Annotated in this window: 18 protein-coding genes; 9 read left to right on the plus strand and 9 right to left on the minus strand. The window is 32.9% G+C overall.

Going from position 1 to position 19,870, the window contains the following annotated elements; translation table 11 throughout:
* Positions 1 to 34: 34 nt before the first annotated feature.
* Both DFQ09_RS10715 and DFQ09_RS10720 read left to right on the plus strand, forming a co-directional pair.
* On the plus strand, positions 35 to 853 hold the full coding sequence (locus DFQ09_RS10715) for a class I SAM-dependent methyltransferase (protein ID WP_115810157.1): 819 nt from the start codon (positions 35 to 37) through the stop codon (positions 851 to 853).
* Positions 854 to 1,145: 292 nt separating this feature from the next.
* Positions 1,146 to 2,540 (plus strand): sugar transferase, encoded by a 1,395-nt coding sequence (locus DFQ09_RS10720; RefSeq protein WP_115810159.1) that lies wholly within the window; start codon positions 1,146 to 1,148, stop codon positions 2,538 to 2,540.
* Between the two features lie 274 nt (positions 2,541 to 2,814).
* Here the strand turns inward: DFQ09_RS10720 and DFQ09_RS10725 are convergent, their stop codons facing one another.
* Both DFQ09_RS10725 and DFQ09_RS10730 read right to left on the minus strand, forming a co-directional pair.
* Positions 2,815 to 3,984: a lipoprotein N-acyltransferase Lnb domain-containing protein gene (locus tag DFQ09_RS10725; protein WP_115810161.1), complete on the minus strand. Its 1,170-nt coding sequence runs from the start codon at positions 3,982 to 3,984 to the stop codon at positions 2,815 to 2,817.
* Between the two features lie 8 nt (positions 3,985 to 3,992).
* Entirely contained in the window at positions 3,993 to 5,066 is a 1,074-nt protein-coding gene (locus tag DFQ09_RS10730; protein WP_115810163.1) for a putative type IX sorting system protein PorV2, read from the minus strand.
* A 306-nt stretch (positions 5,067 to 5,372) separates the two neighbouring features.
* Between DFQ09_RS10730 and DFQ09_RS10735 the strand changes: the two genes are divergently transcribed.
* The 3 genes from DFQ09_RS10735 (at position 5,373) to DFQ09_RS10745 (ending at position 7,771) form a co-directional block, all read left to right on the plus strand.
* Positions 5,373 to 6,128 carry a CDP-alcohol phosphatidyltransferase family protein gene (locus tag DFQ09_RS10735; protein WP_115810165.1) on the plus strand — a complete coding sequence of 252 codons (756 nt, stop codon included), beginning with the start codon at positions 5,373 to 5,375 and terminating at the stop codon, positions 6,126 to 6,128.
* A 24-nt stretch (positions 6,129 to 6,152) separates the two neighbouring features.
* Complete coding sequence (locus DFQ09_RS10740; protein WP_115810167.1) at positions 6,153 to 7,034, plus strand: DUF808 domain-containing protein; 882 nt, start codon at positions 6,153 to 6,155, stop codon at positions 7,032 to 7,034.
* Positions 7,035 to 7,243: 209 nt separating this feature from the next.
* On the plus strand, positions 7,244 to 7,771 hold the full coding sequence (locus DFQ09_RS10745) for a transposase (protein WP_115810371.1): 528 nt from the start codon (positions 7,244 to 7,246) through the stop codon (positions 7,769 to 7,771).
* Between the two features lie 311 nt (positions 7,772 to 8,082).
* Here DFQ09_RS10745 and DFQ09_RS10750 read toward each other — a convergent pair whose 3' ends face one another.
* From DFQ09_RS10750 to DFQ09_RS10770, 5 genes are all read right to left on the minus strand, one after another.
* Complete coding sequence (locus DFQ09_RS10750) at positions 8,083 to 9,054, minus strand: carboxypeptidase-like regulatory domain-containing protein (protein WP_115810169.1); 972 nt, start codon at positions 9,052 to 9,054, stop codon at positions 8,083 to 8,085.
* Between the two features lie 53 nt (positions 9,055 to 9,107).
* Positions 9,108 to 9,848, minus strand: a complete 741-nt coding sequence (gene lptB / locus DFQ09_RS10755) for an LPS export ABC transporter ATP-binding protein (protein ID WP_115810171.1) — start codon at positions 9,846 to 9,848, stop codon at positions 9,108 to 9,110.
* A gap of 73 nt (positions 9,849 to 9,921) precedes the next feature.
* Complete coding sequence (locus tag DFQ09_RS10760; RefSeq protein ID WP_115810173.1) at positions 9,922 to 10,278, minus strand: carboxymuconolactone decarboxylase family protein; 357 nt, start codon at positions 10,276 to 10,278, stop codon at positions 9,922 to 9,924.
* 3 nt (positions 10,279 to 10,281) lie between these two features.
* Positions 10,282 to 11,124 (minus strand): twin-arginine translocase subunit TatC, encoded by an 843-nt coding sequence (gene tatC, locus DFQ09_RS10765; protein ID WP_115810175.1) that lies wholly within the window; start codon positions 11,122 to 11,124, stop codon positions 10,282 to 10,284.
* The gene (locus tag DFQ09_RS10770) at positions 11,124 to 12,089 is read right to left on the minus strand and encodes a KpsF/GutQ family sugar-phosphate isomerase (protein ID WP_115810177.1); all 966 of its coding nucleotides are present in this window, start codon (positions 12,087 to 12,089) and stop codon (positions 11,124 to 11,126) included. Before DFQ09_RS10770 ends, tatC begins: the two co-directional genes overlap by 1 nt.
* Before the next feature lie 88 nt (positions 12,090 to 12,177).
* Between DFQ09_RS10770 and DFQ09_RS10775 the strand changes: the two genes are divergently transcribed.
* Positions 12,178 to 14,379: a RecQ family ATP-dependent DNA helicase gene (locus tag DFQ09_RS10775; protein WP_115810179.1), complete on the plus strand. Its 2,202-nt coding sequence runs from the start codon at positions 12,178 to 12,180 to the stop codon at positions 14,377 to 14,379.
* 258 nt (positions 14,380 to 14,637) lie between these two features.
* The gene (locus DFQ09_RS10780) at positions 14,638 to 14,982 is read left to right on the plus strand and encodes a hypothetical protein (protein ID WP_115810181.1); all 345 of its coding nucleotides are present in this window, start codon (positions 14,638 to 14,640) and stop codon (positions 14,980 to 14,982) included.
* A 27-nt stretch (positions 14,983 to 15,009) separates the two neighbouring features.
* Here the strand turns inward: DFQ09_RS10780 and DFQ09_RS10785 are convergent, their stop codons facing one another.
* On the minus strand, positions 15,010 to 15,468 hold the full coding sequence (locus tag DFQ09_RS10785; protein ID WP_020896059.1) for a hypothetical protein: 459 nt from the start codon (positions 15,466 to 15,468) through the stop codon (positions 15,010 to 15,012).
* Between the two features lie 140 nt (positions 15,469 to 15,608).
* Between DFQ09_RS10785 and DFQ09_RS10790 the strand changes: the two genes are divergently transcribed.
* The gene (locus DFQ09_RS10790) at positions 15,609 to 16,541 is read left to right on the plus strand and encodes a peptidylprolyl isomerase (RefSeq protein WP_115810183.1); all 933 of its coding nucleotides are present in this window, start codon (positions 15,609 to 15,611) and stop codon (positions 16,539 to 16,541) included.
* Between the two features lie 278 nt (positions 16,542 to 16,819).
* Entirely contained in the window at positions 16,820 to 18,292 is a 1,473-nt protein-coding gene (locus DFQ09_RS10795) for a T9SS type A sorting domain-containing protein (protein WP_115810185.1), read from the plus strand.
* Between the two features lie 173 nt (positions 18,293 to 18,465).
* Here the strand turns inward: DFQ09_RS10795 and DFQ09_RS10800 are convergent, their stop codons facing one another.
* On the minus strand, positions 18,466 to 19,674 hold the full coding sequence (locus DFQ09_RS10800) for an MBL fold metallo-hydrolase (protein WP_220347455.1): 1,209 nt from the start codon (positions 19,672 to 19,674) through the stop codon (positions 18,466 to 18,468).
* Positions 19,675 to 19,870: the final 196 nt, after the last annotated feature.

Genomic DNA, 19,870 nt, shown 5'->3' on the forward strand with positions numbered 1-19,870 from the left:
TACATTGCCTAAATTTTGATTGATAAATAAAAAAATGAACGATACTCACCATAAAACTTTAGAAGTTAATAAACGCCAAAAAGAATTCTACAACGACACTAATAAGCATAAGAATTTCGCAACAAAGCTTTGGTCAAAGTTAAGAAATGGAACTCTACATAAATATACTCATGACTTAGATCTTAAAAATAAGGTGTATTCAGAGCATAAATTATGGTTAGGTAATTTAGAGGATAAAAAAGTGCTTGATTTAGGTTGTTTAAGAGGAAACAATCTTTCATTGTATATGGCCAAAAACGCAAAAGAATATGTTGGTATTGATCTCAGTGATGTGGCCATAGAAGAATTAAACGAGAAGCTAATTAATGCAGGTTGCACAAATGCAAAAGGAATTGCTGTTGATTTTTTATCAGCAGATTTTAAGCATGAAAATTTTGATGTTATTTATGCCTATGGTGTTTTACATCATTTTGAGGATTTTGATTTATTAATTAATAAATTACAGGAAAAATTAGCCAAAAATGGTAGTATTATATCTTACGACCCTTTAGAAACAAGTTTTCCTATAAAGTTTGTAAGAATGCTGTATAGACCTTTTCAGTCCGATAAAGACTGGGAATGGCCATTTACTAAGGTGACCTTAAAAAAATTAGATTCAAGTTTTAATATCGTGGAAAAAAGAGGAATTCTCGGCCAAAGTAAATATGGTTTATTATTAAATTACTCGCCTTTATCCTCTGTGTCAAAAAAGGCTAAAATTCTAAAAATGATTGATAACGATTGGAATGCTAAAAATTGGACAGATATCTACCCATGTATGCACCTTACTATGCTGTTAAGAAATAAAGTATAATACTTTTTTTATTTGTGGTGTGCGTTATTCACTGAATCCTATCTTAAATAAATGGCGTTTTTTTAATTATTATATTACACTTTTAATTAATACAAATTATTGATGTTATAATATCATTATTTTACTATGTAAACGTACAAAATATTAATGACGTTGAAAGTTAAAAAAGTTCACAGAAAACGGAAAACCTTAAATAACCTGATATAATGCTCAAAAGGAAAGTTCTTTTATTCTAAATAAATGTTAAAAAACCATTAGACTTCTTATATTTACAGCAGAGTTTATATAAATAATGTCTAAGAAAAAAAGTATACATTTCGAGGTTTCTGAGCGTAAGATTCTGCTGAGGGTTGTTGACTTATTAATGGTGTTTTTTGGTGTCTATGCCTTAAGTTATCATTTTGATTTTGAATACATTGTTTTTAGCAAAGAGAATAGTGTTGCCTTAATCTTATTAGGGGTTTATGTTACACTTTTTGGTACTATTTTTGAACTCTACGATTTACAAAAAGCCAGTCAGCTAGACACGACGTTTAAAAATATTGTCATCACCGCTTCTACGGTACTTTTGTTTTATCTGTTAACTCCGGTGCTAGCTCCATATTTACCAGTAGAGCGTTTACAAATTGTATACCTCTATCTTGTTTTAATAATTTCAATTCTTTTATGGCGAATCGTTTACATTAACTTAATAGAATCTCCACGGTTTTATAAGCGTGTGCTTTTAGTTGGTGAAATTTCCAATATTGATGGTTTAGTTAAAGCTTTAAATACCTCAGATCCCAATTACAAAATAGTGGGTTTTATTAATAGTGAAGCCTCGTCTTTAGAATCTGTAAAGTATAATGGACTTCCAGAGTTTGAAGCTAAGGACTTTTTAGAGACAATTAAGAAAGAAAAAATTTCTGAAATTTTAGTGGCGAGTTTTAACACCGAAGCTATTATGGCAGAAGTGTATCACGATTTAATTTCATTACTAGAGCGTGGGTTTAAAATTAGAGATTATACCCAAGTCTATGAGGAACTGTTACATAAGGTTCCAATTCAATTTGTTGGAAAGGATTTCTATAAATATTTTCCTTTTAGCCGAAGTAACGAGAATAAGCTTTATATTTTTGTGCAACGTGCCTTTGATGTTGTATTTGCAATTATAGGCTTGTTAATTGGTGTTTCACTATTGCCAATTATTTTACTAGGAAATGTGATAGGGAATAAAGGCCCTTTATTTTATACGCAAGAGCGCGTTGGTAAAAACAGTATGCCCTTTAATATTTTGAAGTTGAGAAGTATGGTGGTAGACGCCGAGCAAGATGGTGCTAAGTGGGCACAGAAAAATGATTCTAGAATAACAAAATTTGGAATGTTCTTAAGACGCTCTCGGATGGATGAAATTCCTCAATTTTATAACGTACTAAAAGGCGAAATGAGTATTATTGGACCACGTCCAGAACGTCCGTTTTTTGTGAGTGAACTATCGCGTATTATTCCTTTTTATGAAACACGCCATATTATAAAACCAGGTCTAACAGGCTGGGCACAAGTAAAAACACGCTATGGAGCTTCCGTTGATGACAGCTTAACCAAACTGCAATACGACTTATTTTACATCAAACATAGAAGCATCTTTTTAGACTTTAATATTTTTATTAAAACACTAAGTACTATTTTGTATTACCGAGGACAGTAGTTTCTTGAGTGAATAGTGAATAGTGAAAAGTTAAGAGTGAATAGTGTAGAGTGAATAGTGTAAAGTTTGAAGAACGAAGAAACAAGACTTGACTTCAACCATTAGATTACTGTCTATTCCTTAACGTGGAAACTATATGTTCTGACTACTTCAAATTATTTTGTAAATTCTTAAAACCTGATAATCAATTAGCATTGATTGGGTTAATTACATAACACAAATCTAACTAGTTATTAATCGAACATTACCGGATTAAATGATCTGGTATTTTAGCTTAATTCTGATTAAAGAATTTTACCAAATAGATATATCTTACTAATAGTGCTATAAGTAATGGAATTAAACCAATTGCAAAGACTTGCACACCGATAATCCAATGCGACGTTAGTAAACAAAGCATTATGATTAGGAATTTTAAATACTTTTTAAACCAGGTTTTAACTTTTGGCTTAAGCAATTGAGCACTTACAAAAATGTTAAGCGGGAATGCCCATAATACATTATAATTTTGAGCCGTCGCAGAATGGTCAGTCGCAAACCATAATAACAAAACAACGATACCAATAATTCCTGTAACACTAAAAAGTAATATATCTAACCACTTACTTCGTACCTTATTTTTATAATCCTTATAGGTTATAAATAAGATGATAATGGCTAATAGACCAATTACCACCAAAGGACTAAATAAGATGCCAGAGGCCGCATTTGTATCTTTTTTTTGATACAACACCGTTGAATTTTTAATCAAGCTTTCAGACGTACTTGTTTTTGCGGTTTTAAAAAAAGCATGAATATATTTCGGTAAAAACATAAACTCATAGGCTGAAGCTTGTTTATCAATAACAGCTCCTAATGCGATGTCAATTCCAAAGCTTCCCCAAGTATTTAAGCCGACTTGTTCGTGTATAAGCTCTCTAAATGTTTTTGGATCTAGATTTTCAGGTGTTATAAAGTTGATATCACCTTTTGTGGTTGTTTGTGCAACATCTCTAATTCGAGTGGCACAATTATCATAGAAAAAATCATATAAATACCGTCTATTTTCGGGTTTGTAATTGTTTTCTAGGTAATTGAATACATTCTGTTTTTCTTCCCTTGAAAGATTTAAAACCTGTTCTTCAATCGTACGATTCGCATTGCTATATGCATAAAAGAAACGATCAAAATTATGTCTGCTAATGAGATAGTTTAACTTTCCTTGTGCGAATTTTAAATAAAAATTAGGGGCATCAAAATCGTACTCACCGTAGCCGTAAACAACATCTATTCCTAAGTTAGTATCTTTTATTCTAAAACCATTATGACCAAAAGCATCATTTAAAGATTCACCTGGCCCAATAGTTAATACCGATATCTCAGCAGTATCGGATAGTTGAAATTGCTGAGCAAATGTTGAAGCAATAGTGAATAGGAAAATAAATGAGAGTAACTTTAATTTCATAAGTAAAACTATCTAAAGACGCTAAAGTCTATTTTTAAGGAAAATACGTTAGAATACAACGCCGCACTTTGGTCTCCAATATCGGTAAAGGCATAATCGATTTGAATACCTCTGTATTTAAAACCAACGCCAAAGTTGGGTTGGAATGTTATTTGTTCGGAGTCATCAATTTGTAGTTCATTTTGAAAATTACCCACCCCAGCTCTTAAAAACACTAAATCGGTATAGCCAAATTCAAATCCTAAAGCAGGATTGATACTTGCAAACGATGTAGATATTATATCATTATTTTGAGCAAAGCGCATATTTAAGTTTGCCGCTGCTAATAAGGAATAGTCATAATGGAAAACCCACTTTTTAGACATTCCTATTTGCAATTTAGGGATGGTAATTTCAGTTGTTTCTGGTAACTCTTGGTTTTCTCCATCTACAGCACCACTAATTTGTTCAAATTTATCTTCATCAATAGACCACGCATTATATGTGGTGGTTATATCTCTGGCCATTATTCCAAACTTCCAATCATTTTTACTTTCAAATTGAATACCAGCATCAAAACCAAAACCCCAAGACGATGCAAAATCACCTATAATTCGTCGGATAATTTTAGCATTCACACCAAAATTTAAACCATCTAAAGGTAATTTTCTAGCATATGAAAATGTGAGTCCATAATCGGCTGTAGAAAACGTACTTATTCTATCGTAATTAATATTGCCTTGGTCATCTATTAATTGTGTGGTATCTAAAATATCATCGACGCCAAATCGTATAAGCGAGAAGCCAACAGCACTTTTGTCATCTATAGGCATACCATAAGCGATATAGTTGTAATTGGCAATATTAGCAAAGTAGCTAGAGTGCATTAAAGCCAGTTGACTGTCTTCAAGATGTACCAATCCAGCAGGATTCCAATAGCTAGAATTAACATCGTCCGTTTGAGATACAACAGCGTTACTCATACCCAAAGCAGCAGCATCAACACCAATATTCATAAATTCATTTGAATATTTTCGGGTTGTCTGTGCTGAAACCATAAGAGTAGCAAGTGTCAATACCAAACTAAACACATAATGTCGCATATAAATCGTTTCTTTTTAGCTTACTTTTTATTAAAAATTGTTACCGTAACAAAGGCTATGCTAAGAATTTGTAATTTCAATTAATCTAAAAATAATTCAATTTCTTTATACGACATTAGTTGTTCAATTTGATATAAGAGAATTACATAGTAACTGTTCAATAGCAAAATTTTTTTACAAAGATGCATAATATTTTTCTATCTATTTAACTCTATAAGTCTGTTCTTATTGTTTTCTTTTAAAGTAAATTGAAAATAATATGAGATTAGAGCCAAATTCTTTTATATTTTTACAAAAAATACATCTATGAGTTTTAAAAGACACATTCCTAATTTTGTTACACTTCTTAACCTGTTTGCGGGTTGTATAGCTGTGATATTTGCTGTAAATGGTAACTTTATTGTTGCCGCTATTTTTGTATTTTTAGGAGTGTTTTTCGACTTCTTTGATGGCCTTTTGGCGCGTAAACTAAATGTGCAGAGTCCATTGGGTATTCAACTAGATTCTTTAGCCGATTTGGTAACTAGTGGAGTAGTGCCGGGTATTATAATGTTTAAGCTTATTTCGTTGACTATTGACGCACCGGATTATTCAGCCTATAATGATAACTGGAATTCTGTTTTTCACTGGCAAGGCTTTAAAATGTCTCTGTTACCCTTAATTGGTTTGTTTATTACCCTAGCGTCTGCTTATCGTTTGGCTAAATTTAATATAGACGAAGACCAACAATCGTATTTTAAAGGTTTACCGGTTCCTGCAAATACATTAGTGATTTTATCACTGCCATTAATTTTAGAATATCAGAATAATGATCTTATGAATTCTATAATTATTAATAAATGGTTCCTAATCGGTTTAACCCTTTTGAGTTGTTACCTCTTAAATTCTAACATTAAATTATTTGCTTTAAAATTTAAGAATTGGGGATTTAAAGACAATAGTGTACGTTATATCTTTCTTTTACTGAGTGTAGTCCTTTTAATTGTGCTTCACTTTGCAGCAATTCCTCTTGTTATCGGTTTGTATATTGCTCTTTCTTTGTTGACGCAGTCTAAAATTTAATTTCACCCAACTTAACTATTATTAATGGCTTCAGGATTTTTTGCACTACTAGATGATATCGCAGCTATAATGGATGATGTCGCTGCAATGACTAAAATTACCACAAAGAAAACAGCAGGTATTTTAGGAGATGATTTAGCAGTGAATGCTGAAAAGGCTTCAGGTTTTATTTCTTCTCGTGAAATCCCAGTATTATGGGCAATTACGAAAGGCTCTATGCTTAATAAGATCATTATACTACCATTAGCCTTTTTGTTAAGTGCATTTGTACCGTGGGCTGTTATAATGATATTACTACTTGGTGGTTTGTACTTAGCGTATGAAGGTGCCGAAAAAATCTATGAATTTATAGTACCACATCCAAAAGAGGTTACGGTTAATCTTAAAAAAGATTTATCCAAAGACGAATTATTAGAATTAGAGACATCTAAAATAAAATCAGCTGTCGTAACAGACTTTATTTTATCGGTTGAAATTGTAATTATAGCTTTAGGTTCTGTCGTTAATGAGACTATAGTAACACAGATCATTGTGGTCTCTATTGTGGCTTTAATCGCTACAATAGGTGTTTATGGTATAGTGGCATTAATTGTACGAATGGACGATTTGGGATTAAAATTTATTAGTAAAAGCAATGGTAAAAGCGGATTTTTATTTGGATTAGGAACGTTTTTAGTGAAAGCGTTGCCAATCATCATTAGAAGTTTATCAGTTATTGGTACAATTGCTTTACTCTTGGTTGCAGGTGGTATTTTTGTTCATAATATTGAATTTATGCATCATGTCTTAGAACAAATTCCTTCGATATTAAGAGATTTTATTGTGGGACTTGCCGCAGGAGCTGTTTGTTTACTCTTAGTCAATGGTGTGAAGTTGTTGCTTCCTAGCAAAAAAAATAAGCATTAAAATTCTATTGTTTTTTTTGTAATTGTTGGAGGAAAACACCAACAATGGCTAAGTGGAAAATAGCAATAATGGCATGGCGAGCCTCAAGTTGCCGACGTTGGTGTTTTTCACCAACGTGTTACTTTCTTAAATAAAAAATTTGTATCATCACTGTGTTTATGACAGTTGTGAATTCGATTCTGAATGTTTTTTATAAATTACAATTTATAATGATTTTAAAACCTTTGATAATAGACGATTGTCCACAGTTTTTTACTGCGACAATTTTGGATTGGAAAAAGCTATTACAGCCGGAAAAATATAAGCTAATTATCATTCAGTCTTTACAGTATTTAGTGAACGAAAAAAGAGTAATAGTTTATGGTTATGTGATAATGGATAATCATATCCACCTTATATGGAAACCAACACAATTATATTCTTTAAAGCATACACAGTTGAGTTTTATGAAATTTACAGCACAACGTATTAAACAAGATTTAGAACTAAATCATTGCGCAGTTTTAAAACATTTTCTTGTTGAATCTAAGGATAGGATGTATCAGTTTTGGAAACGAAGTTCCCTTTGTATTAATCTGTACTCTAACGATATTATTGCGCAGAAATTGAATTACATTCATCAAAATCCTGTAAAAGCGGGTTTGTGTAATTATCCTGAGAACTATAGGTTTTCATCTGCTAAGTTTTATAATGAAGAAAAGGATGATTTTAGTTTTGTTACTGATTTTAGAATATGATTGCGTGATTCTAGATTTTTCTTAAAGGCGTAATTGTTGGTGGAAAACACCAACAATGGCTTGTTTTTTAATACTTGTGAATGGCATTAAAATACTGTTTTTTAAGAATGGGAACAGGTTTGGTTAGTATTTTGATATTGCAATGAATTGTTGGTGAAAAACACCAACAATGGCAAAGAAAAACACCAAAAATGGCAAAGTTATTACTTCCTAAAAAAGAAGGTAAGTATTAAATTTGAGTGACTAAATTCGTTTGGTGTTCGCAGATAAGCCTCTATCAAGACGGAGATAGGTATCAAAAACAACAATATTTAGTCTTCAAAGACTTTTAATTCAGTGCCTAAAGTGATATTGTTAACCTTATCTTTTTTTCGTTCATTTAGATAAAACAAAGTCCAACTTTTGTCATTATCAAAGCGAGAACGTCTATAGGTGTTATTTGTACTTTTACTATAATTTACAGGGAAATAGGGTTTAATATGTTTTGGGAATTTATATAAACCTTCTTTAGTTGCCTTTTCATAAAATGGTGACGTTGGAATAAGGTTGCCTTCAGCATCTGCAGGACCTAAGTTTAATAAAGATAGGTAAAGTCCATTTTTTGGTAAGTAAATTTGATGCTGTTCTAAATCGATGTTTAATTTATCCGTTTTTTCATTAAATAGAATTGTGATAGATTCTGTAGTAATTTCTTTTCCAGGTGTTCCATTCTCATTGGTGTAAAAACTAATGCTATACAAGGTTGCAAATGGATGCCGCTTTAAAACTTGTTTTTTCTTACCCGAAAAATCCATAGTTTTATTATAGCTTGGGATAGTGACCGATTTGATCTGAACCTCTTTATCACTAAAATTATTCTCAATTAGGCAAGCAATTTCACTACCGATAGGATTCCGATAAGAGTTTAAGAAATCCTTATCGTTAATGGGTTTCGTCTTTTCTGTTTTAAACTTTCGCTTCTTATCAGATAAAACCACTTCCTCTAATTGTGTTGCAACAGGATTTAAACCAATAAGTTGTTCTTTTATGGAGTCAACAAAAATAGTTTTTGTTTCATAGCCTAATGCAGAGAGTTGCATGCTATCAGACGCGATGAGACTTAAGTTAAATTGCCCATTTTTATCTGTATAAATGCCATCTTTATCTCCAAAAGAGATATTTACGTAAGCAATAGGTAGCGCTGTTAATTGATCGCTAACGGTAATGATAGTTTCATTTTGCCCAATAATTGGAGTAAGTTTGAGAAAAATACAGAGGCTTAAAATGAAATATTTGATGTTCATTTATAATGAATGAAAGTTTAAGGAGCCGTAATAATTCTCCTTACAATAAGTCCTTAGAATTCTAATTTCTTCTTACGTAACTCAAAATTCTGCCCTAAATAAACCTTACGTACCATTTCGTCACTCGCTAATTCTTCAGGTTTACCAGCTTTAAGAATGGTGCCTTCAAACATTAAATAGGTTCTATCTGTAATCGCAAGAGTTTCTTGTACGTTATGGTCGGTAATCAGAATACCAATGTTCTTTTTTGTCAATTTTGCAATAATACGCTGAATATCTTCAACCGCTACCGGATCGACTCCTGCAAATGGTTCATCTAATAAAATGAAGTTTGGATCGGTTGCTAATGCTCTGGCAATTTCTGTTCTACGACGTTCTCCACCTGAAAGTAAATCACCTCTATTGGTTCTTATATGACCTAAACCAAACTCTTCAATAAGCGATTCCATTTTAAGGTGTTGTTCTTTCTTACTTAGTTTAGTAAGTTGTAATACGCTTAAAATATTGTCTTCAATACTCAGTTTTCTAAACACAGACGCTTCTTGAGCTAAGTAGCCAATTCCATTTTGAGCACGTTTGTACATTGGGTATTTGGTGATATTGGTATCGTCTAAAAAAATATTACCACCATTGGGCTTAATAATCCCAACAATCATATAAAAAGACGTGGTTTTACCAGCTCCATTAGGTCCTAATAAACCAACAATCTCTCCTTGATTTACTTCTAAAGAGACATCCTTTACTACTTTTCGTCCGCTGTAGGACTTCATTAAATGTTCTGCTCGTAACTTCATATATGGTGTAAGAACGCTAAAAATAACAAAATCATATAGATTCTATTCGCTTTGGCTATCATTTATTAAAAGTTTAACCTTGAGAATTGTGGTGTTCTATAGCATCCCAATACTCATGGGCACGTCGTAAATGCGGAATTACAATAGTACCACCAACCAAAGTTGCTATACCCAACGCTTCACTAATTTCTTCTTTGGTGATACCTTCATTATAAGAGGCTTCTAAGTGGTATTTAACACAATCGTCGCATCTTAGTACGGTTGAAGCTACCAAACCTAATAGCTCTTTGGTTTTTTTATCTAAAGCTCCTTCTTGAAAGGCATTGGTGTCTAGATTAAAAATTCGCTTTACTATTTTATTATTATCAGCTAATATTTTATCGTTCATTTTAGCACGATAATCATTAAATTCCTTTACAATATCAGACATAACTTAAGACTTAACTTTTGATTTTTTATTTTCTTTTGCAGCTCTTCGCTTCTGTTTTCTAATAACTAAAGCCGAAATATAAATGCTTATTTGGTACAACAATAATATAGGAATAGCTACAATAACCTGACTCGCTATATCTGGAGGAGTAATAACAGCAGATAAAATCAGCACAATAACTAAGGCATATTTTCTATATTGTCTTAAAAACTGAGGTGTTACCAATCCGATTTTAGTTAAGAAATAAATAAGTATAGGTAATTCAAAAACAAAACCAGCGGCTAAAGATGATGATCTCACAATAGAATTATAAGAACTTAAATCAAAAGCGTTTGAAACTTCTTCTGCAAATGTATAGTTCGTTAAAAAGTTTAATGATAAAGGAGTAATGACATAATATCCAAAAGCAACACCTAAAAAGAAAAGTAATGATGCGATTATTATAAATCCTCTAGAATTTCTACGTTCGTTAGTTTGCAACCCGGGACTTATAAAACTCCATAATTGATATAAAACATAAGGGAAAGCAATGACTAAACCTGCATAAATAGAGGTCCAGATATGTGCAGAAAACTGACCACCAACAGATCTTACTTCAATAACAAAAGGTAACTCACTAGCACAAAATGACATATCCATCCCTAAGAATTTAGACATTTCACACAGTGCAACGTAGGTTGGAAAATCCATGTGCTTAGGAGCCATTATAATTCCAACAACAAAATCTTTAAATATGAAAGCTAAGGTGGCTGCAACTAAAACACTAACTACAGATCTAACTAAATGCCATCGTAATTCTTCGAGATGATCTAAGAAAGACATCTCATCTACATTCTTTTTTGCCATTATATAATGCCTTCTTTTATTAAATCGTGAAGATGAACTACACCACAATACTTACCATCGTGCTCTACCAATAATTGAGAAATACCAAATTCTTCCATAACCTCCTTAGCGTCAACTGCCATAGCATCTTCTAAAATACGTCTTGGATTATTACTCATTATATCCTTGGCTTTTAAAGCGGTAAGATCATCACTTTTGCTCAGCATACGTCTTAAATCTCCATCTGTAATAATTCCTACAATTTTATCATTTTCAACTACTGCAGTTACGCCTAGCATTTTTTCAGTGATTTCAACAATCACTTCTTTTAATGAGGCCTCAAGACCAACTTGTGGTTTTTGATTTTGAGAGGATAAATCATTTACTCTTAAATATAAACGTTTACCAAGTGCACCTCCTGGATGGTATTTTGCGAAATCTTTACTCGAAAACCCCCTTAATTCTAATAAGCAAACCGCTAAAGCATCTCCAATTACGAGCTGTGCCGTAGTACTTGTTGTAGGTGCTAAATTATTAGGACAAGCCTCTTGCGCGACAAAAGCATTCAAAATATAATCGGCTTGTTGCCCTAAAAAGGAGTCGATGTTGCCTGTAATCGCAATCATTTTATTATTTGCATTCTTAATAAGTGGTACTAAAACTTTAATTTCAGGAGTATTTCCACTTTTTGAAATGCAAATTACAACGTCATCTTGGAGGATTAATCCAAGGTCTCCATGGATGGCATCTGCAGCGTGCATAAAAACCGCTGGCGTGCCAGTTGAATTTAATGTAGCAACGATTTTGTTAGCAATAATGGCGCTTTTGCCGATTCCGGTGATAATAACACGACCCTTAGAATTGTAGATTAATTCTACAGCATCAGCAAAATCTTCGGTTAGTAATTCAGCTAAATGGTCTATTGCTTTGCTTTCTAATTTTATGGTAGACTCTGCAGTTTTTAAGATAGTTTGCTTAGTGTTCAAAACTTATTATTTATTGAGTTTTCTAAGTTTAAAGATTTTGTTATCTTTAAACTTGTTGCAAATGTATATAAAATACCAATAGGGATTAATGAGTATTGCAGAAATTGACTTACACTCCGCATTAAAAAAGTACTTTGGATTTTCAGAATTCAAAGGCCTTCAAGAAGAAGTAATAAAGAACGTCGTAGCCGGTAATAACACTTTTGTTATTATGCCAACAGGTGGTGGGAAATCTTTATGTTATCAACTACCAGCTTTAATTGCTGAAGGTACTGCTATTGTAGTATCTCCTCTTATTGCGCTGATGAAGAATCAAGTAGATGCCATAAGGGCCGTGTCTGAGCACGAAGGTGTAGCACATGTTTTAAACTCTTCTTTAAATAAAACTGAAGTAAAACGCGTTAAGGATGACATTACAAATGGCATTACAAAGTTGCTATATGTCGCTCCAGAGTCGTTGACTAAAGAAGAATATGTTGACTTTTTAAGAACCGTAAAAATTTCTTTTATGGCTGTCGATGAAGCCCATTGTATTAGTGAATGGGGACACGATTTTAGACCAGAATATAGAAATCTTAAGACGATTATTAAGCGTATTGGAGACGATATTCCGATTGTTGGACTTACAGCAACGGCAACTCCGAAGGTTCAAGAAGACATTTTGAAGAGTTTAGGTATGCCAAATGCCGTAACTTTTAAAGCGTCCTTTAATAGACCTAACTTGTATTATGAGGTACGACCAAAAACTAAGACAGTAGATGCCGATATTATTCGTTTTGTAAAACAGAACGATGGTAAATCTGGTATTATATATTGTTTAAGTAGAAAACGTGTTGAAGGTTTAGCGCAAGTTCTTCAAGTCAATGGAGTAAAAGCGGTGCCTTATCATGCAGGTTTAGATGCTAAAACAAGAGTGAAACATCAAGATATGTTCTTAATGGAAGATACCGATGTGGTTGTGGCAACTATTGCGTTTGGGATGGGTATTGATAAACCCGATGTACGCTTTGTAATACATCATGATATTCCTAAAAGTATAGAAAGTTATTATCAAGAAACGGGTCGTGCTGGTCGTGATGGTGGTGAAGGTCATTGTTTAGCCTATTACGCTTATAAAGATATTGAGAAACTTGAAAAGTTTATGGCAGGTAAACCTGTTGCAGAACAAGAAATTGGCCATGCCTTACTACAAGAAGTAGTTGCTTTTTCTGAAACTTCAGTGTCTCGACGTAAATTTATTCTTCATTATTTTGGGGAAGAATTTGATAATGAAACTGGTGAAGGTGGAGATATGGACGATAATGTTCGTTTTCCTAAAAAGCAAGTTGAAGCTCAAGATGATGTTAAAATTCTTTTAGAGACTGTTGCTAAAACCAATGAAAAATATAAAGCTAAAGATTTAGTACAAGTACTTGTCGGCAATTCAAATGCACTTATTTCGTCACATAAAACGGATTTACAAGCGCACTTTGGTGTTGGTAAAGCTAAAGACCCTAGATATTGGATGGCTTTAATTCGTCAGGTTTTAGTGGCGCGTTTTTTAAAGAAGGATATTGAAACTTATGGTGTTTTAAGGTTAAGTAACGAAGGTAAAGACTTTATAAATAATCCGACATCTTTTATGATGGCTGAGGACCACGTGTTTGATGAAGAATCAAATGATGGTATAGTTACCAATTCTAAAGGTGGAGGAGCTGTTGCAGACGAAAAATTAATGAGCATGCTTAAAGACTTACGTAAGCGTAATGCTAAAAAGTTAGGAGTGCCTCCATTTGTGATTTTTCAAGATCCGTCATTAGAAGATATGTCTTTAAAGTATCCTATTAATATAGAGGAATTATCTAACGTCCATGGAGTAGGTGAGAGTAAAGCAAAAAAATACGGTAAGGATTTTGTTGGTTTAATTGCAGATTACGTGGAAGACAATGATATTTTACGACCAGAAGATATGGTGGTAAAGTCTACAGGGACTAATTCTGCTATAAAGTTATACATCATTCAGAATGTAGATCGAAAATTACCTTTAAGTGATATTGCCTCTTCAAAAGGTATGGGGATGTCTGCTTTTATAAAGGAAATGGAATCTATTGTGTTTTCTGGCACAAAGTTGAATATCAATTATTGGATCGATGATATTTTAGATGAAGATCAACAGGAAGAAATCCATGAGTATTTTATGGAAACTGAAAGCGATAAAATAGATGATGCTATTGAAGAGTTTGATGGTGATTATGACGATGAAGAATTACGCTTGTACCGTATAAAGTTTATGAGTGAAGTGGCTAATTAAGTGGTTATTGTTCGGTGGGCAAGTGTTCAGTGGGCAGTGTTCAGTGGGCAGTATTCAGTGGTTAGTTGGTAGTGGTTAGTGAAAAGTGTAACGTAAATGGTAAAATATTTAAGTTTTTAGTTTCTCGCTAGGTTTAAAATTCCACATTTTTTTTCTGTGGACATCTCTGTTTAAGATTTTCGCGCAAAGTCGCTAATGTAAAAATCAATTAATTCGAGAAAAATTAGTGTTAACTTTTTTAATCTTAACATTCATATATTGAACCCATTTTTAATTCTTTTTCTAATTATATGCATACCTTTTTATATATGGATAGTTAGTTTTTTAAATGCCTCGTTTTTCATACCATCTTTTGAAGACCATGAGGCTAAAGATTTTTTAGAGGCTCATGGTTATGAATTTGTGAAGTGCGAGGAAGTGAAAAACGATGGTAATCATAAACTCGAAGAACATTTTTTAAATAGCCTATATTCACTTAAGACACATTACCAACTTACAGCATTGTCTATTGCAGATGGTTCAGAGAAAAAATTCCGACTCATTTTAAAGAAAACCTATGTCCCTTTAAACTCTAAGAGGGTGTTGCATTATTTTGAAGAATGATAAAAGTTTAGAAATTAAATATTTGTTTTATTCTTCCTCGTCAGTAGCTTCAATAACCACATATTTACTAAATAGAATATCGTGCTTCTTTACTTTTATTTGAATGCTTCTAAGTGTGGCACTTTCTAAATTTTTAACATCACTTTCTTCAATCTGAAAATCGATTTTAGTAACATTTCTACCTTTAGTATCTGAGTTTTCTGATTCAAACTCTGGCATATCAGCTTCTAATTTTAATTTGAAGTCATCTCCAACAAAGTATAATTGCGCTCCATTTTTAGATTTCACATTGAGCGCACCAACAATAACAGTTTGAAAAAAGAAATAGCCTCCCAATTCATTTAAGCCAGCAAACAGAACATTATTTTCAGAGACACCAAAAGGTCTGTTTTCAACATCATTAATGATAGCTTCAATAGTATCACCAGACTGAGATGTTGTTTCAGAATTTTTAGAACCAAAGAGTTTAGATAAGGAAAATGCCATGTGATTTGTTTTTTTCAAAACTAAAAAAAAGAATCAGAACCCGAAATCGAATTTGAAGTTGTTTTTATTTCGATTTCAATTTCAGATTCGATTTCAAGTTAACTTTCTTATCTTTGCATCCTTAAACAAATTAAAATACAATGCAAGACGGTATATACGCAAAATTCAACACTACAAAAGGTGCAATTTTAGTGAATTTAGAGTTCGAGAAAGCTCCAGGAACAGTTGGTAACTTTGTTGCTTTAGCAGAAGGAAATTTAGAAAATTCAGCGAAGCCACAAGGAAACCCTTACTACGATGGATTAAAATTCCATAGAGTAATTCCAGATTTTATGATACAAGGTGGTTGTCCACAAGGTACAGGAACTGGTGATCCAGGTTATAAATTTGATGATGAGTTTCATCCAGATTTAAGACATAGTGGTCCTGGTGTTTTAGCTATGGCAAACTCTGGCCCTGGTACTAACGGAAGTCAGTTTTACATTACACATATTGCAACGGATTGGTTAGATAATAAGCATACCGTTTTCGGAAACGTAGTTGAAGGACAAGATATTGTTGATGCTATTGCACAAGGTGATAAAATTGAGACTATTGAAATCATAAGACAAGGTGATGCTGCTGAAAAGTTTAATGCTATTGAGGCGTTTAGAACATTTGAAGGGTCTCGCGAAAAGCGTATTGCTGCAGAACGCGAAGCTGTAAGAGCAGAGTTAGATAAATTAGCTGTAGGTTTTGATGAAACTAAATCTGGTTTACGTTACCAAATCATCCAAAAAGGAGATGGTAAAAAAGCAGAAAAAGGAAATACAGTTTCTGTACATTATAAAGGTCAGTTAGCTGACGGAACGGTTTTTGATTCGTCTTACAAAAGAAATTCTCCACTAGATTTTCAAGTTGGAGTAGGTCAGGTAATCGCAGGATGGGATGAAGGTATTTGTCTTTTAAATGTCGGAGATAAAGCACGTTTGGTAATTCCTAGTGATTTAGGTTATGGTGCTGCTGGCGCAGGAGGAGTCATTCCACCTAACGCAACTTTAGTATTTGATGTAGAGTTAATGGGTGTGAAATAATCACATTGTATTAGATACATACATCATAAAATTTAAAAAGTCTCACTTAATAGTGAGGCTTTTTTTTTGCTCACATTTATAATTAATTAAACCAAGATGATATCTAAAATGTTAAGAGTATAAATTGAATTGAACACCTGCACCAGTTAAAAGATTGTAATTGGTTATCTCTAGGTACTTTAGAAGAATTACGTGTGCTTTTTGTCATAAACCTTGTTTTTTAACAGTAAATTCTTACATTATTCTTTAATTTTAGAGAAAATCAAAACATACAATTTATGAAACAACTATTACTTAATTTTTTTGCAACAATCGGTATGATTGGGATGGTAACCGCTCAAGGTTACACAACACCAGATACAAATAGTACTTTTACTTTAGATGACCTTGTATCAGCGAGTCCGTCTTCCATTTCGGTGAGCGGAACGACGTATACCTTAGTAGAAGATCTTACAATCTCTGCAAGTGACACTTTTAATATCAGTGAGGATGTCACTTTAGAGATTGGTGCAGATATACTAATTACTATTTACGGAGTTTTTAATGTAAATGCGGATAATGCTGTTTTTACTGCTATTGATATTACAGCTCCTTATGATGGTTTTCGTTTTCAAGAATTTTCAGATATTACGATTCAAAATGCCACAATACAATACGGAGGTGGTCTACGTGTGCTTACAGAAACATTTACTATTGATAATTGTTTAATAACCAATAATGTTTCGGGAGTTTCTACAGGTGGTGTTATTGGAGTTTCAAGAGGTAAACCTCAAATTACTAATAATACTATAATATTTAATCAAACGACTGCTATTGGGTCTGGCGCTACAAACCAAGTTTCTCCTTATATATTTAATAATTATATTGAAGGGAACAACCAAGACAATTCTAACCGTCCTCAGATTAATTTAGGACCGACATTAGAAGATCCTACACAAATTATTCAGAATACTATTAAAGGTGATCGCAGTTTATCACAAGTAGGAGGAATTTCTGTTTCTGACTTAATAAGTGCAGGAAGTGTGAATGCTGTAATCGATGACAATATTATAACTGACAACCGTTATGGTATAGTGATACAAAGTAACAATGTGTCTGCATTTATTAGAAATAATGTGATTGAAGACAATAATACTCAAAATAATCCTAATCTTGGTGGAAGTGGTATTTCATTGGTTGCTGCGTTAGAAGGCAATGTTATTGTGGCTAGTGGGAATGAAATTCGTAGGAATTTATGGGGAATTACACTTCAAGGCGAGTCTATGATTAACTTAGGTGACGATGTTGATAACGTTGGACAAAATGTGTTTTCTGAAAATGGTAATGGAGGTGTAACATATGCACTTTATAATAATACAGATAATCCATTAACTGCGATGCATAATTGTTGGGATGAAATTAATGTTCCAAATACATTAGCTGATGCTGAAGCTGTAATTGTACACCAAAATGATATTGGGACATTAGGATTGGTTACATTCGATCCGGTGAATTGTGGTTTTTTAAGTGTAGATGAGTTAGCTTATAATGAGATGGCTATTTATCCTAATCCTACTTCTGGTCAATTTAGTTTAACAAATAATACGTTATTTAATCAGATGAACGTTTATAGTATTGATGGAAAACTTATCATGCAAAAAACGCTTCAATCAGGTTCTAATGACTTATATTTAGATTTAAATACAGGTTTATATCTATTAGAATTCAACGGATTAAATGCAAAATCAACTAAGAAGTTAGTGATTAAATAATTTGAGACTTATAAAATTTTAAAAAAGCTCTACCGTAGTTGGTAGAGCTTTTTTTGTGGTTTAAAGTATACTTGATTTAGCTTATTGATAACAACGGTAATATTTCAGATTAACAGGGTAAAACGTAGTTATACTAAAATTTAGTTAGCTAAGTTAAAAGGTGTGTCGCCGGTTTATCGACTTCTTCTAGTCAGTTCATCTTCTGTAATATAACCATCGTTATTTTGATCACGCTTATTAAAGTTATCCTTTAATTTTCCTCTTGCTTCAGATTTAGAGATTTTACCATCATTGTTGGTGTCCATATTCTCTAGCATTTTACGGAAAGACGGAGTTGTGTTTTTTATATTCTGACTATTAGATTCTTGTTGGTTTTGCTTTACAGGCTGGGTATTTGGATCAGATTTTTGTGTAGTCTCAGTCTTTTCTAAGTCGTTTATGTTTCTAACGCTTCTATTTGAATTCTCGCTAGACGCACTATTTTGAGAGCGTGGTAAAGTCATTAGGTCTTCTCCATATATAATATTGCCTAAATAGTTTTTTCGAAGCTCTGCAGTTGTGGCGTCTTCATCTATATCTGTAACGTTGAAATGTGTTAAAACCAAAGTCTTAACATTGGACTCTTTTGCCATTTGCGAGCTTTCCGCTAAATTAACGTGTGCCTTTTCTTTTGTGCCGTTATTTTTCCCATTAGTATTAGTGCCTTTGCGTTTTGAACCAAGCGCAATAGCACCACCAGAATCCATTATTAAATAATCCGCATTTTTAGCCAAAATGGGTAAAGATTCTGAGTAGGTTAAATCACCCGAAATCACAATAGACGTATTACCGGCCTCAAAACGATAGGCGAGCGTTGCAATAGTATGGTTTACGGGAGTATACGACACGCTAATATCGCCAATTTGAAAGGTGTTATTTCCAGTTAAGTTTTTAGCTTCATACTTAGAGGTTACATCGCTTAGAGTTCTTCCTGATTTTGATAATCTATAATCAATGTCTTCTTTATAAATGTTAAGGATGTGATTTATTATTGAAGTGGTTTGTTCTGGTCCTGCTATAATTGTGTTGTTGCCACCAAGAAGTGATTGAATAAAAATAGGGGCCAACTCCTCATTATGATCTAAATGATGGTGTGTAAACAGCAAACCGTCTATGTCTTTAATTTTTGTGTCAATCTGATCTAAATTGGCTTGAGTGCCATTACCCATGTCGACTAAAATATGAGTGTTTTTAGAAGAAATTAACACCGAAGGCCCTGAACGTTCTGTATTATATTTGGGAGATCCTGAACCAATTATGGTTGCGGTTAATGGCGAATTGTTTTCTTGAGCGCATAGTTGTGTTCCTATAAAAAGCAGTATTAAAACCCAGTGGTTTTTCATTTTATATATTTCTTTCTTTGACACCTCGTTTTCTTAAAGGTTTAATTTAAGAAGGAAATAACTATATTTAAAATTGGTAAGGAGCTTGTGTGTGATGAGTTGCAGTTTTCTTTTGCTATAGGTAAATTGGAGAAAATAGTTGGAGGGGATTAGAAAAGTGCTTTAGTTGAAAATTAATGAGTATTTCTCTTGCCCT

The organism is Winogradskyella pacifica (assembly GCF_003386275.1).
Classification (GTDB): domain Bacteria; phylum Bacteroidota; class Bacteroidia; order Flavobacteriales; family Flavobacteriaceae; genus Winogradskyella; species Winogradskyella pacifica.